Below are 13,672 nucleotides of genomic sequence, written 5' to 3'. Positions count from 1 at the left end.
CTGGTAACAGAAGTCAACGCCCAGGCGTGAACCGCTGGTTACGCACCTTCCTTCAGCACCCTGGAGATCAGCTTCCGCTGCTCGTCGGTGAGCCGGGGGTCCGAGCAGTACACCGTCCTGCCGTCCACGGTGATCTGGTAGCTGAAGCCGTCCGGAACCCCGATGGGGGGCGTGCCCCGGCCGGACGCGACCGCGCGCTCGGCCAGGGCCTGCCACTCCTGGGCGTCGGGCCGCCCCGAGGTGTCCACCTCGGCAAGCCGCTCGATGCCCGCGAATCCGCCCGTGCGCCGTACCTGAATACGCATGGGTTCCTGTCTAGTACGGACTCAGAGGATCCGCACCCCGACCTGCTCCCATGCCTTCTCCACGGCCTGGAGCTCCTCGCCGCCGTCGCCGAAGCGCTCGCGCGCGGCCTTGACGGTCAGCCCCGCGAAGTCGGTGAACAGGGCGCGGTCGCTCAGCTCGCCGCCGGTCAGGACGTCGTACCAGATCTGTCCCGCCTTCTCCCAGGCGTGGCCGCCGAGTGCGGTGGCGGCCAGGTAGAAGGCGTGGTTGGGGATGCCGGAGTTGATGTGGACGCCGCCGTTGTCGCGGCCGGTGCGGACGTAGTCGTCCATGGTCGCGGGCTGCGGGTCCTTGCCGAGGACGTCGTCGTCGTACGCGCTGCCCGGCTCCTTCATGGAGCGCAGCGCCTTGCCGGTGACGCTGGGCGCGAGCAGGCCCGCGCCGATCAGCCAGTCGGCCTCGGCGGCGGTCTGGCCGAGCGTGTACTGCTTGATGAGGGCGCCGAAGACATCCGACATCGACTCGTTCAGCGCGCCCGGCTGGCCGTAGTAGGTGAGGTTGGCCGTGTACTGGGTGACGCCGTGGGTGAGCTCGTGGCCGATCACGTCGATCGGGATGGTGAAGTCGAGGAAGATCTCGCCGTCACCGTCGCCGAACACCATCTGCTCGCCGTTCCAGAAGGCGTTGTTGTAGTTCTCGTCGTAGTGGACGGTGGCGTCCAGGGGCAGGCCGTCGCCGTCGATGGAGTGGCGGGCGTAGGCCTTGAGGAACAGCTCGAAGGTGGCGCCGAGGCCGGCGTAGGCGCGGTTGACCGTGGCGTCCTGGCCGGGGTCGGCGCCCTCGCCGCGGACCTTGGTGCCGGGCAGATTCGTCCGGTGCTCGGCGTCGTAGATGGTGCGCAGCGGCTGGTCCGACGGTGCCTTCGCCGTCGGGGCGGCCGCGAGGGCGAACTCGGTCGTGACGCGGCGCCTGCCGCGCAGCTCGCTGTCGCGCATCAGGGTCCGCTGGGCGGGACCGGAGAGTGCGGGGTCGTCGTTCCGGGCCAGTTTGTCGAGGACATGTGGCGGGACGACGGTGCAGAAGACGGGCTCGAAGCCCCCGTGGGTCGTCATGCCCGGAACCCTTGCACTGAGTCATGTGCGTGTCACTACCCGCAACCATGATTGGTGAAATATGCGGACAGGGAGCCGCACGCTCCGTGACGAAGTGGTATGGCGCACTTTTTGTCCTGTTCGTTCCTCGGGTCCCGCATACTGATACAGCGCCCCGCACGGGGAGCGGCTCGGCTAGCATGCTGCGCATCATGCGTTTCGGGCTGCTCCTCCTTAGCTGCCGCGGCGAGGGCCTGTAGTCATAGGCCGACTCCCTCCCCGCGGAGTTTTGGCGTTGCGTCGTCGGCCGTCCTTCCGGACACCGGGACTTTCCGGACTTCACGAGGAGCCCACGCAATCATGGCGAACCGCCAGCAGCCCAGCCGCATGCCGATTCACAAGTACGGCCAGTACGAGCAGGTCGACATCGCCGACCGCACGTGGCCGAACAAGCGGATCACCGTCGCCCCCCGCTGGCTCTCCACCGACCTGCGCGACGGCAACCAGGCCCTGATCGACCCGATGTCGCCCGAGCGCAAGCGCCGGATGTTCGACCAGCTGGTCAAGATGGGCTACAAGGAGATCGAGGTCGGCTTCCCGGCGTCGGGGCAGACGGACTTCGACTTCGTACGCTCGATCATCGAAGAGCCGGGCGCGATCCCGGACGACGTCACCATCTCCGTACTGACCCAGGCCCGCGAGGACCTGATCGAGCGCACGGTGGAGTCCCTGAAGGGCGCCAAGCGCGCCACCGTCCACCTGTACAACGCCACCGCGCCGGTCTTCCGCCGGGTGGTCTTCCGCGGCTCCAAGGACGACATCAAGCAGATCGCCGTCGACGGCACGCGCCTGGTCATGGAGTACGCCGAGAAGCTGCTGGGCCCGGAGACGGAGTTCGGCTACCAGTACAGCCCCGAGATCTTCACCGACACCGAGCTGGACTTCGCGCTGGAGGTCTGCGAGGCGGTCATGGACGTCTACCAGCCGGGTCCGGGCCGCGAGATCATCCTCAACCTGCCCGCCACGGTGGAGCGTTCGACCCCGTCGACGCACGCGGACCGCTTCGAGTGGATGAGCCGCAACATCTCCCGCCGCGAGCACGTCGTCATCTCCGTCCACCCGCACAACGACCGCGGTACGGCCGTCGCCGCCGCCGAGCTGGCGCTGATGGCCGGCGCCGACCGCGTCGAGGGCTGTCTGTTCGGGCAGGGCGAGCGCACCGGCAACGTCGACCTGGTCACCCTGGGCATGAACCTGTTCTCCCAGGGCGTCGACCCGCAGATCGACTTCTCCGACATCGATGAGATCCGTCGTACGTGGGAGTACTGCAACCAGATGGAGGTCCACCCGCGCCACCCGTACGTGGGCGACCTGGTCTACACGTCCTTCTCCGGCTCCCACCAGGACGCCATCAAGAAGGGCTTCGACGCCATGGAGGCCGACGCGGCCGCCAAGGGCGTGACGGTGGACGACATCGAGTGGGCCGTGCCGTACCTGCCCATCGACCCCAAGGACGTCGGCCGTTCCTACGAGGCGGTCATCCGCGTCAACTCGCAGTCCGGCAAGGGCGGTATCGCGTACGTCCTGAAGAACGACCACAAGCTGGACCTGCCGCGCCGGATGCAGATCGAGTTCTCCAAGCTCATCCAGGCCAAGACGGACGCCGAGGGCGGCGAGGTCACCGGCAGCGACATCTGGGCGGTCTTCCAGGACGAGTACCTGCCGAACCCGGAGAACCCCTGGGGCCGCATCCAGGTCAAGAACAACCAGTCGACCACCGACACCGACGGCGTGGACACGCTGAAGGTGGAGGCCACGGTCGATGGTCAGGACACGGTCCTGACCGGCTCCGGCAACGGTCCGATCTCGGCCTTCTTCGACGCCCTGCAGTCCATCGGCATCGACGTACGCCTGCTGGACTACCAGGAGCACACGATGAGCGAGGGTGCGTCCGCGCAGGCCGCGTCGTACATCGAGTGTGCGATCGACGGCAAGGTTCTGTGGGGGATCGGGATCGACGCGAACACGACGCGTGCGTCCCTGAAGGCGGTCGTCTCCGCCGTCAACCGGGCGGGGCGCTCCGCGGGGGTGCGGCAGTAGGAGGTGCCGCGGCGGGTTGCTGATCGGCTGCGGCGCCGTCGTGGCTTGTCGCGCAGTTCCCCGCGCCCCTTGAAAGGCGTTGTCGTACCTGGCGTTTTGAGGCCCCGTCCGCCGTATTTTGGTGGGCGGGGTCCGCTCATTTCCAGCCATTGACCTGTGCAGGTCACGGAAAGGTCTCGTCCAGGGTGCTGACTCCACGTCCGTGATGTGGCTAACATCACGCAAGCGCGGCGATGTTGCCGCGGCGTTACGGAGGTGCGACGTGCTGCCAGGACGGGGACAAGACGGCCGTGCCGCCAGGCTTGCGCGCATCCTGGGCACCCGCACCGCGTGGTCGGCCGTCGGTGACGGCGAGTTCTTCTGCCCAGGGTGCGGGGGCGACCGCAACTACCAGCGGCTGAGCGGGCACCGCCGCTTCACGTTCCTCGGCGTGCCCGTCCTGCCGCGCGGCGAGACCGGCCCCGTCGTGGAGTGCGCGGCCTGCCGTCACCACTTCGGCACCGACGTCCTGGACCACCCGACCACCACCCGCTTCTCCGCGATGCTCCGCGACGCCGTCCACACCGTCGCCCTCGCGGTGCTGGCCGCGGGCGGCACCTGCGCCCGTCCGGCCCTGGAGGCCGCCGCGGCCACGGTGCGCGCGGCCGGGTTCGACGACTGCACGGAGGAACAGCTGGGCGCTCTGGTCGAGGCGCTGGCGGCGGACACCGGGCGGGTCTTCTCCGAGCCCTGCGGTGCCGGGCTGGCCATAGAGCTCCACGAGGCGCTGGACCCGCTGGCCCCGCACCTCGCACCGGCCGGGCGGGAATCGATCCTGCTCCAGGGGGCGCGGATCGCCCTGGCCGACGGTCCCTACACGCCCGCCGAGCGCGATGTCCTCGCGACGGTCGGCGCCGCCCTCACCATCTGCGGCGAGGACGTGACCCGGCTGCTTGCGGCGGCGGCGCGCACACCGTCGTAGGCCCGGGCGGCGCGGTCTGCGTCGAACTGCGCGCCGCTCACGGCGACGACCAGTACGGCGACGCCGACGAGCACCTGCAGACAGGCGCTGACGACGGCGCGGAGCAGGTACAGCAGCGCGGCGCTCAGCAGCACGAGGCCGCCGGCGATGCCCACGTAGAGCCAGTTGAGCGTGAGGGTGACGTCGGAGTTGTCCGCGCCCGGATCGAACGGCTTCCAGTCGCCGCTGACGTCGATGCCGAGCAGGCAGGCCGCGACGACCCCGACGACGTCGAGGACGAGCAGCCCGACGGCCAGGGCGATGTCCCCGGCGAGGGGCAGCCGGCGGCGTCCGGTGCGCGGGGGCGGCACGTTGGCGCCGCGGAACTGCGGGAGGCCGGACGGCCGTCGGGTGGTGGGGTCGATCACGGCTGCCAGCCTCCCCCGAACGCAGGGCCGGGGCCTGAGTACGGATACTCAGGCCCAGTACTCCCGGGGGAGTAATCGCGTCATTCCGTCTACCGCGGCGGTATCCCCGAACTCGCCCTCTCGCCCGACGATCCGGCCCCTGACCGCCGGGAGTCTGGAGACGACCCAGACACCCGATCCGGAGGGGGGCCCGTCTCATGGGGGCCGTAAGGACAAGTGCGCGGCGACGGCGGGCCGTGCCGTGGCTCGTGCTCGGGCTGTGGATCGCGGTGCTCGCGATCGCGTCGCCGTTCGCGTCGAAGCTGGCGGACGTCCAGCGCGACCGGGCCGTCGACTATCTGCCGGCGAGCGCCGATTCCACGCAAGTGGCCAAGATCCAGGACCGGTTGCCCGGGGGCGAGGCCACCGAGATGGTCGTCGTCTATCACCGGGAAGGCGGGCTGACCGCCGCCGACAAGGCGACGGCGGCCGAGCAGATCGACCGGATCGCCGGCGGGCACGAGCTGACCGGCGAACCGCAGGGCATCCCGTCGAAGGACGGCACCACCCTGATGTACCCGGTGGCCAGCACCGAGCCCGGCCAGGACGAGGACAAGCGCGACGCCCTCGTCAACGACGTCCGGGACGTGGCCAGGGGCGGCGACGGGCTCAGCGTCGACGTCGGCGGCGAGGGCGCGCTCGCCACCGACGCGAGCGAGGTCTACAACTCGCTCGACGGACCGCTGCTGTACACCACCGCCGGGGTCGTGGCCCTGCTTTTGATCCTCATCTACCGCAGCCCGTTCCTGTGGCTCGTGCCGCTCGCCGTCGCGGGCCTCGCCGACTACCTGTCGATGGGCGTCGCCTACGGCCTCAACCAGGGGTTCGGCACGTCCGTGTCCGGCCAGAGCTCCGGGATCATGACGATTCTCGTGTTCGGGGCGGGGACCGACTACGCGCTTCTGCTCGTCTCCCGGTACCGGGAGGAGCTACGGCGTATCGAGCGGCCCTACGACGCCATGGTCGCCGCGCTCAGGGGCTGCGGGCCCGCCGTGCTCGCCTCCTCCGGCACCGTCGCCGCCGGGCTGCTGTGCCTGCTCGCCGCCGACCTCAACTCCAGCCGGGGCATGGGCCCGCTCGGCACCGTCGGCGTGCTGTGCGCGCTCGTCGCGATGCTGACGCTGCTGCCCGCGATCCTCGTCCTGCTCGGGCGGCGCGTGTTCTGGCCGCTCGTGCCGCGCTACGGCAGCACGCCCAAGGCCCGCCGGTCCCTGTTCACCGCGATGGGCAGCTCCGCCGGACGCCGGCCGCTGACCGTCCTCGCGGGCGGTGCCGTCCTGCTCGGCGCGCTCGCGCTCGGCGCCTTCAACCTGCCCGGGAGCCTCAAGCAGCAGGACTCCTTCACCAGCAAGCCCGACGCGGTCGCCGCCATGGAGACGCTCGGCAAGGCCTACCCCGAGCGTGGCACCCAGCCCATCACCGTCATCACGCCGCAGGGCCGCGCCGACGAGACGCTCGCCTCGATCCGCGGCACCCGGGGTGTCGACAGCGCGCGGGAAGGCCGTACCGGAGACGGCTGGACCGAGATCTCCGTCCTCGCCACCGCACCGCCCCAGTCCGCCGGGGAGACCGCCACCATCGAGGCCCTGCGCGAGCAGCTCGACGGCTCCTACGTCGGCGGGCCGAGCGCCGAGCAGCTCGACCTGAAGGACACCAACGCCCGGGACCGCCTGGTCGTCGTGCCGATCGTGCTGCTGTCCGTGCTGCTGATCCTCGTCGCCCTGCTGCGCTCGCTCGTCGCCCCGCTGATCCTGGTGGCGGCCGTGGTCGCGGTGTGGGGCGCAGCGCTCGGCATCGGCGGACTCGTCTTCGGGCCGGTCTTCGGCTTCGAGGGCACGGACCCGGGGCTGGGGCTGCTCTCCTTCGTGTTCCTGGTGGCGCTCGGCGTCGACTACGGCATCTTCCTGATGCACCGGATGCGCGAGGAGTCCCTGAAGGGCGCCGAACCGGCGTCGGCCGCGCTCACCGCGCTGCGTACGACGGGCGGGGTCATCGCCTCCGCCGGGCTCGTCCTCGCCGCCACCTTCGCGGTGCTCACCAACATGCCGATGGTGCAGCTCGTCGAGCTGGGCTTCGTCATCGCGGTCGGCGTGCTGCTGGACACCTTCCTGGTCCGCACCTACCTGGTCACCAGCGCGAGCGTGGCCTTGGGGCGGAAGGTGTGGTGGCCGGGTGCCCTGTCCCGCGAGCCCGAGCGGCCCGTACCGCCGAAGGAACCGGAGCGGGTGCCCGCCGCCGCCCACTGACCGACCGGTGCCCCTCCCTCCCGGAGGGGCGCCCGCTAGCGGAGGATGACCCCGTGCAGGCAACCACCCCAGCGGCGCGCCCCCGTATCGGCGAGCGGATCATGGCCGCGATCAACCGTGACCCCCGCACCGCCCCGCACGGCACCCGCAACGACGCCCTGCTCGGGGTGGCGGCCGCCGTCGTGGCCGTGTGCCTGGCCCTGTCCACCGACGACGGCCGCCGGCCCGACGCCCTCGGCTGGACGCTCCTGGTCGCCGCCCATGTGCCGCTGGTGTGGCGGCGGCGCAGGCCACTGCTCGTGCTCGCCGCGGTGGTCGCGCTCGTCGTTCCCTACCACGCCCTCGACAACAACCACGGCGCGCCCGTCCCCGCCTCCTTCATCGCCCTCTACACGGTCACCGTCACCCAACGCCCCCTCCGCACGGTCCTGGTCGGCGCGGCGGGCCTCGGCGTCTCCCTGACCGTGATGCTCACCTTCGGCGACGACAAGCAGGCCGTCGACCTGCTGCGCATCTACGGCTGGGTCCTCGCCGTGCTCTTCGTCGGCATCGACATCCGCTACTACCGCCAGTACGTCGCCGCCATCGTCGAACGCGCCGAGCGCGCCGAACGCACCCGCGAGGAGGAGGCCCGCCGCCGGGTCGCCGAGGAGCGCCTGCGGATCGCCCGCGACTTGCACGACCTGCTCGCCCACAGCATCACCCTCATCGGTGTGCAGACGTCGGTGGCCGCACATGTGCTCTCCGCCGATCCCGAGCGGCTGGACCGCGAGACGATCGCGAAGGCGCTCGACGACATCGCCGAGACCTGCCGCACAGCGCGCGGTGAGGTACGTACGACGCTGGACGTGCTGCGCGAACAGGGCGCCGCCGGCGAGGCACGCGGTCCGCTGCCCGGGCTCGACGGGGTGCCGGACCTGGTGGAGGCGGCGCGGCTGGCGGGGGCGCGGGTCGAGTCGGAGGTGGGGGTGCGCGAGGCGCCGCCCGCGGTGGGGGCGGCCGCGTACCGGATCGTGCAGGAGGCGTTGACGAACGTGGTCCGGCACGCGGGGCCCGAACCGGCCGTACGGGTCCAGCTGTACGAGGAGCAGGGCGCCCTGCGCGTGTCCGTCACCGACGACGGCCCCTGCCCCGCCACCGGCCCGCACAACCCCGGCTACGGCCTCGTCGGCATGCGCGAGCGCGCCCGCAGCGTGGGTGGCACACTCGACGCCGGACCGCGCGACGAGGGGGGCTTCGAGGTGAGCGCCGTACTGCCGATCGGGAGCGACCGGGGAGGAGAGCGATGATCCGCGTCCTGCTCGCGGACGACCAGACACTGGTCCGGGAGGCGTTCGCCATGCTGGTCGAGTCGGCCCCGGACATGGAGGTCGTCGGCCAGGCGGCCACCGGCCGGGAGGCCGCGGAACTGGCCGGGAGCTCACGCGCCGACCTCGTCGTGATGGACATCCGCATGCCCGACCTCGACGGCATCGAGGCGACCCGCCGAATCGCGGCCGACGAGACGCTGGCCGGGGTGCGGGTGCTGGTCCTCACCACCTACGACACCGACGAGAACATCGTGGACGCGCTGCGCGCCGGTGCCTCCGGATTCCTCGTCAAGGACACCCGCCCGGCCGAACTCCTCGACGCCATCCGCACGGTGGCGGCGGGCGAGTCCCTGCTGTCGCCGGGCCCGACGGCACGGCTGATCGAGCGGTTCCTGCGCAGCCCCTCCGCACCCACGGCGGCCGGGCCCGCATGCCTGTCCGAACGCGAGCGCGAGGTGCTGGCGCTGGTCGCGCGCGGCCTCAACAACACGGAAGTGGCAGAGGCGTTGGGGCTCAGCCCGCTCACGGCGAAGACCCACGTCAGCCGCATCATGGGGAAGCTGGGGGCGCGGGACCGGGCGCAGTTGGTCATCGTGGCGTACGAGTCGGGGATGGTGACTCCGGGAAGCCTGTGACGGACAGGTCAATGCTGACACCCCGTCAAGGGAATCAAGGGAACTCGATGGCCTTCCTGAGCCGCACCTTCAGCCGTACCCACCTGGTCACCCTGGTCACCGCAGTACTCCTGGCCACCCCTCTCACCACCGCCGGCAACGCCTCGGCGGACACCGGCTGCACGTCCTCCGTCCCGTACGTCTCGGGCGAGGGCGGCTACGACACGTACCGCATTCCGGCGACGATCACGACCCGGCGGGGCACGGTGCTGGCCTTCGCCGAGGGCCGGCGCAGCGGTGCTGGCGACACCGGCGACATCGATGTCGTCCTCAGACGCTCCACCGACGGCGGCTGCACCTGGGGCGCGCCGGCGGTGGTCTCCCCCGGGGACGGGGACACGCGGGGCAACCCTGCCCCGGTGGTGGAACCGCGCACCGGTGCGATCGTGCTGGTCACCTCCTACAACAGCGGTGATGTGACGGAGGCGCAGATCATGCGGGGCGAGGCGACGCCGGCGGAGAGCCGCCGGGTGTTCGTCCAGCGGAGCCTGGACGACGGCCGCCACTTCACGGCCCCGCGTGACATCACGACGCAGGTGAAGCCGCCGAACTGGCGCTGGTACGCGACGGGTCCGGGCCACGCGATCGCGCTCCGGAGGGGCCCGTACGCGGGGCGGCTGGTGGTCCCGTCGAACCACTCGGTGGCGCCCGCGTCCGGGTCTGCCGACACCGGGCAGGAGCCGAAGTACTACGGCGCCCACGCCATCTACAGCGACGACGGCGGGCGTACGTGGCAGTCGGGCTTCGTGGACGACTCCTACGACGGTGTCAGCAACGCCAACGAGTCCACGGCCGCCGAACTCCCCGACGGCAGGGTGTACTTCAACTCCCGCGACCAGCTCGGCACGAGCGCCGGCAACCGGCTCGACAGCCACTCGAGCGACGGCGGGGAGACCCTGGACCGCCCGTACACCGTCCAGCCGACGCTGAACGACGTTCCGGTGGTGGAGGGCAGCGTCCTCCAACTCGCCGGCGCCGGAGCCCCGTTGGTGTTCTCCGGCCCGTCCGTCCCGACTGCCCGTCAGTCGATGGCTGTGTGGCGCAGTACGGACGGAGGCGCGACCTTCACGAAGGCGCTGACGCTGTCTCGGCAGCGGGCGGCGTACTCCGACATGGTGCCGCTCGGCCGGCGGACGGTCGGGATCCTCTACGAGACGGGGGAGTCCGGGCCGTACGAGACGATCGAGTTCCGCCGGCTGCCGGTGGCTGACCTGACCTAGTGTCCCGGTCCGGAGATCCTGTCGCAGTAGCGGCAGATGCGGTCGATGATCTGATCTGCGGTCTTGGTCCACTTGAAGGGCCGAGCCTGTTCGTTCCAGGTCTTGATCCACTCTTCGAGCCCGGTCTTCAGTTCATCAAGTGAGCAGAACACGCCGCGTTCAAGGCAGCGTCGTTCCAGCTCCGCGAACCACCGCTCGACCTGGTTGATCCAGGACGAGTAGGCCGGGGTGAAGTGCAGGCGGAACCGGGGATGCGCAAGCAGCCACTTGTGCACCACCGGCGCCTTGTGGGCGGAGAGGTTGTCGCAGATCACGTGGACCGCCAGGCCGGGATCGGTCTGGCGGTCGATCTCGTCGAGGAAGTCACGGAAGTCGACCGCGCGGTGCTGTGCGGACAGCTTCCCGATCACCTTGCCGGTGGCGGTGTTCAGGGCGGCGAACAGGTCCACGGTGCCGTGCCGGACGTAGTCGAAGCTGCGGCGCTCAGGGGTGCCCGGCACCATCGGCAGCACCGGCGCTGTCCGTTCCAGGGCCTGGATCTGCGGTTTCTCGTCGACCGCGAAGACGGCCGTGTTCGCCGACGGGGCGAGATACAGTCCGACCACGTCACGGATCTTGTCGATCAGCAGCGGGTCCGGAGAGATCTTGAAAGTTTCGTGCGCCAGGGCTGCAGTGGTTGCAGGTCAGGAACGCCTTCGGGTCTTCGTAGACCTGGAGGCGGGGGTTGGCGACCAGCGCGCGTAGTTCGCGTTCGCCGAGATAGGTCCCGGCGTAGCGGTCCTCCTCGGCACCGTCGTCGACGAAGGAGCCCGGCGACACCAGCGCCTTCTCCACCAGGACGTGGAAGGCGTCCGTGTCGGTCGCGGCCAGCAGCGCCGAATGGTCCGTCCAGGCGAGATGCGCGATCTGGTGGGCGACGCTCCAGCCGGGCGCCGGGGTGGCGAGCGCCCACTGCTCGGCGCTCAACTCGGCCACCAGCCGGTCGAGTTCCTCGCTCTCCTCGCGCAGGTCGTCGAACACGGGCGTCGGATCGGACACGGGACGCTCCCCTCGGGCATGGCAGCGCCGATGAAAACAAGCAAGCATGCTTGCATAATTGTGGCCGTTCGGTGCACGGCCCGGGGCGAGGGCTGCGCGGACCCTGTGTGCTCAATACACTCGGCGATCGCGCCCATCGCGGCGCACACTCGCATATCGGGGGACGAACGATGAGCAACTGGAACCCGGGCGGACAGCCGCCCCAGGGGCCGCAGCCCTACCAGCCGCAGCCACCTCAGCCCTATCCGCCCCAGCCCTACGTGCCGCCACAGCCCCAGCCGCCCTACCCGGGGCCGCCGGTGCCGCCGCCGGGCGGGCCGATCACCCGGCTGCGGCGGCGGATCGGCCCCATCCACACCGCGCGCAGGGTCTTCACCCCGTCACGGCCGGGCATCGTCTCGGATCCTGAGGTGGCGCGGATGCGGAAGATCAGGACCCTGGTCGGCGTGGGCGCGTTCCTGTGGATGTCCTACGCCTACAAGCTCGCCCCCAAGCTCAGCGATGCGGCGGACGAGCAGGTCGACAAGTCGTGGACCAGCGCCCTCGTGCTGGCGGCGACCCTCCCGGTCGTCGTCGGCGTCCTGTACGGCCTGGCCGCTCCGGCGGCGCGACGGGACCTGCTGCGCCGGGCGGGGCGGTGCTTCGGCGCGATCGTGGCCATGATGGCGGCGGCCTCCGTCTTCCCGATCATCGTGCTCTCAGGGTTCTTCGAGGGCCAGGAACCCCTCGTGGAGGGCCACTTCACCGTGACGAAGGGCCTCATCCTCGCGTTCACCCTCTTCGTCCTCTTCTGGGTGACGCCGTTCGTCGTCTGGGGCGTGGGACTCGCCGTCCAGCACGTGTTCCGCACCGCGGACATCCACGAGACGGTGCCGCCGCTGCTGATCATGGCGTTGGCGTGGGAGATGGCACTGATCGACATGTTCACCGGCGCCCACGAGGGCGTGCCGACGGTGATCCGGTACGTGTTCATCCTGGGCGCCCCGCTCTCCGTCACGGCGGTGGGCCTGTGGGAGCTGCACCGGCTGCGCGTGCACTACGGGCTGGGGATGCGGGGACTGTTGATGCGCTAGGAACGGCGCCTCGCAGGACGTACTAGTGATCTGGTTTTGAGGTCGTGGGTCGCCACGTGAGGCGTCCCCTCTTTCAGATTGCGGCGTTCTGCTGCGGCGGGTAGTGCGCTCGCGCTGTGCTGCGTGGATGGGCGATACCCGGCTGGAACCTGTCGTGTTGTCGGAGGCCGAGCGGCTGACGCTGGAGAGCTGGGCCAAGCGCCGCTCGACCGCCCAGGGACTGGCCGTTCGCGCACGCATCGTGCTGGCGTGCGCGAACGGCTGGAACAACACCGTGGTCGCCGCGCGACTCGGTGTCGGCAGAGATACCGTGCGCCGCTGGCGCACACGGTTCCTTGCCCGGCGACTGGACGGACTCGCCGACGAGCCGCGGCCCGGGGTGCCGCGGACCATCACCGATGCCCAGGTGGAAGAGGTCGTGGTCCGCACCCTGGAGCAGACGCCACAGGGCGGGACGCACTGGTCGAAGCGGGAGCTGGCCAAGGTCGTGGGGATCTCGCCGGCGCGCGTGCTGCGGATCTGGCACGCCTTCGGCCTGCAGCCGTGGCGGACTGAGACCTTCAAGATCTCACCCGACCCGTTTCTGATCGACAAGATCCGTGATGTCGTCGGCCTTTACCTCGCCCCGCCGGCCAATGCCGTCGTCTTCGCGATGGACGAGAAACCACAGATCCAGGCTCTTGAGCGGACCGCACCGGTCCTGCCGATGATTCCGGGAGTGCCCGAGCGGCGGAGTTTCGACTACGTCCGGCACGGGACCGTCGACCTGTTCGCCGCACTGAACACCGCCACGGGCAAGGTGATCACGAAGCTGTCCGCCCAACACCGGGCCGTCGAGTTCCGCGACTTCCTCGACGAGATCGACCGCCAGACCGACAAGAGCCTGGCGGTCCACGTCATCTGCGACAACCTCTCCGCCCACAAGGCGCCCGTGGTGCACAAGTGGCTGCTCGCGCACCCCCGCTTCCAGCTCCACTTCACCCCGACCTACTCGTCCTGGATCAACCAGGTCGAACGGTGGTTCGCCGAGCTGGAACGACGCTGCCTCACACGCGGGGTGTTCTGCTCACTCGACGACCTCAAGACCGCACTCGAAGAGTGGATCAAGGTCTGGAACGACGATGTCAGGCCCTTCAAATGGACCAAGACCGCCGACCAGATCCTCGACCGCATCTGCCGCTACTGAGACAGGATCTCCGAACCAGATCACTAGTTTCTCGCCCCCGCC

Annotated in this window: 12 protein-coding genes and 1 pseudogene; 8 read left to right on the top strand and 5 right to left on the bottom strand. The window is 70.3% G+C overall.

What is annotated here, in order from left to right; genetic code table 11:
• Positions 1-38: 38 nt before the first annotated feature.
• Together PBV52_RS14820 and PBV52_RS14815 are read right to left on the bottom strand one after the other, a co-directional pair.
• Positions 39-305 (bottom strand): protealysin inhibitor emfourin, encoded by a 267-nt coding sequence (locus PBV52_RS14820; RefSeq protein ID WP_274238825.1) that lies wholly within the window; start codon positions 303-305, stop codon positions 39-41.
• 21 nt (positions 306-326) lie between these two features.
• The gene (locus PBV52_RS14815) at positions 327-1,397 is read right to left on the bottom strand and encodes a M4 family metallopeptidase (protein ID WP_274238824.1); all 1,071 of its coding nucleotides are present in this window, start codon (positions 1,395-1,397) and stop codon (positions 327-329) included.
• Positions 1,398-1,736: 339 nt separating this feature from the next.
• Here PBV52_RS14815 and leuA point away from each other — a divergent pair, with 339 nt between their 5' ends.
• Positions 1,737-3,476 (top strand): 2-isopropylmalate synthase, encoded by a 1,740-nt coding sequence (gene leuA / locus PBV52_RS14810; protein WP_274238823.1) that lies wholly within the window; start codon positions 1,737-1,739, stop codon positions 3,474-3,476.
• Positions 3,477-3,738: 262 nt separating this feature from the next.
• Positions 3,739-4,437, top strand: coding sequence for a TerB family tellurite resistance protein (locus PBV52_RS14805; RefSeq protein WP_274238822.1), 699 nt, complete (start codon positions 3,739-3,741; stop codon positions 4,435-4,437).
• Here PBV52_RS14805 and PBV52_RS14800 read toward each other — a convergent pair.
• A complete protein-coding gene (locus PBV52_RS14800; RefSeq protein WP_274238821.1) occupies positions 4,329-4,844 on the bottom strand; it encodes a DUF6234 family protein in 516 nt (171 codons plus the stop codon). The two genes, PBV52_RS14805 and PBV52_RS14800, sit on opposite strands and share 109 nt — an antisense overlap.
• 197 nt (positions 4,845-5,041) lie before the next feature.
• On the opposite strand from PBV52_RS14800, the gene PBV52_RS14795 reads away from it, so the two are divergent.
• The 4 genes from PBV52_RS14795 to PBV52_RS14780 are packed head-to-tail and all read left to right on the top strand — an operon-like array spanning position 5,042 to position 10,333.
• On the top strand, positions 5,042-7,129 hold the full coding sequence (locus PBV52_RS14795; protein ID WP_274238820.1) for an MMPL family transporter: 2,088 nt from the start codon (positions 5,042-5,044) through the stop codon (positions 7,127-7,129).
• Positions 7,130-7,182: 53 nt separating this feature from the next.
• The gene (locus PBV52_RS14790) at positions 7,183-8,418 is read left to right on the top strand and encodes a sensor histidine kinase (protein WP_373921866.1); all 1,236 of its coding nucleotides are present in this window, start codon (positions 7,183-7,185) and stop codon (positions 8,416-8,418) included.
• Positions 8,415-9,074, top strand: a complete 660-nt coding sequence (locus PBV52_RS14785; RefSeq protein ID WP_274238819.1) for a response regulator transcription factor — start codon at positions 8,415-8,417, stop codon at positions 9,072-9,074. Before PBV52_RS14790 ends, PBV52_RS14785 begins: the two co-directional genes overlap by 4 nt.
• 47 nt (positions 9,075-9,121) lie before the next feature.
• Positions 9,122-10,333, top strand: coding sequence for an exo-alpha-sialidase (locus PBV52_RS14780; RefSeq protein ID WP_274238818.1), 1,212 nt, complete (start codon positions 9,122-9,124; stop codon positions 10,331-10,333).
• Here the strand turns inward: PBV52_RS14780 and PBV52_RS14775 are convergent.
• The gene (locus PBV52_RS14775; RefSeq protein ID WP_274238817.1) at positions 10,330-10,938 is read right to left on the bottom strand and encodes an IS630 family transposase; all 609 of its coding nucleotides are present in this window, start codon (positions 10,936-10,938) and stop codon (positions 10,330-10,332) included. The genes PBV52_RS14780 and PBV52_RS14775 overlap by 4 nt on opposite strands.
• 130 nt (positions 10,939-11,068) lie before the next feature.
• A pseudogene (locus PBV52_RS14770) lies at positions 11,069-11,371 on the bottom strand (maleylpyruvate isomerase N-terminal domain-containing protein); the annotation flags it as partial.
• 170 nt (positions 11,372-11,541) lie between these two features.
• On the opposite strand from PBV52_RS14770, the gene PBV52_RS14765 reads away from it, so the two are divergent.
• Positions 11,542-12,444, top strand: coding sequence for a hypothetical protein (locus PBV52_RS14765; protein ID WP_244320555.1), 903 nt, complete (start codon positions 11,542-11,544; stop codon positions 12,442-12,444).
• Between the two features lie 127 nt (positions 12,445-12,571).
• On the top strand, positions 12,572-13,630 hold the full coding sequence (locus PBV52_RS14760; RefSeq protein ID WP_274238815.1) for an IS630 family transposase: 1,059 nt from the start codon (positions 12,572-12,574) through the stop codon (positions 13,628-13,630).
• The last annotated feature ends 42 nt before the right edge of the window (positions 13,631-13,672 follow it).

Source organism: Streptomyces sp. T12, assembly GCF_028736035.1.
Classification (GTDB): Bacteria; Actinomycetota; Actinomycetes; order Streptomycetales; family Streptomycetaceae; genus Streptomyces.
The sequence above is the reverse complement of the archived record's forward strand: the minus strand, read 5'-3'. Positions and strand labels throughout refer to the sequence as shown.

Bases quoted from the DNA above. Each gene is read 5' to 3' on its own strand.
- PBV52_RS14820 (WP_274238825.1), bottom strand. From the start codon at position 305: ATGCGTATTCAGGTACGGCGCACGGGCGGATTCGCGGGCATCGAGCGG.
- PBV52_RS14815 (WP_274238824.1), bottom strand. From the start codon at position 1,397: ATGACGACCCACGGGGGCTTCGAGCCCGTCTTCTGCACCGTCGTCCCG.
- leuA (WP_274238823.1), top strand. From the start codon at position 1,737: ATGGCGAACCGCCAGCAGCCCAGCCGCATGCCGATTCACAAGTACGGC.
- PBV52_RS14795 (WP_274238820.1), top strand. From the start codon at position 5,042: ATGGGGGCCGTAAGGACAAGTGCGCGGCGACGGCGGGCCGTGCCGTGG.
- PBV52_RS14785 (WP_274238819.1), top strand. From the start codon at position 8,415: ATGATCCGCGTCCTGCTCGCGGACGACCAGACACTGGTCCGGGAGGCG.
- PBV52_RS14780 (WP_274238818.1), top strand. From the start codon at position 9,122: ATGGCCTTCCTGAGCCGCACCTTCAGCCGTACCCACCTGGTCACCCTG.
- PBV52_RS14765 (WP_244320555.1), top strand. From the start codon at position 11,542: ATGAGCAACTGGAACCCGGGCGGACAGCCGCCCCAGGGGCCGCAGCCC.
- PBV52_RS14760 (WP_274238815.1), top strand. From the start codon at position 12,572: ATGGGCGATACCCGGCTGGAACCTGTCGTGTTGTCGGAGGCCGAGCGG.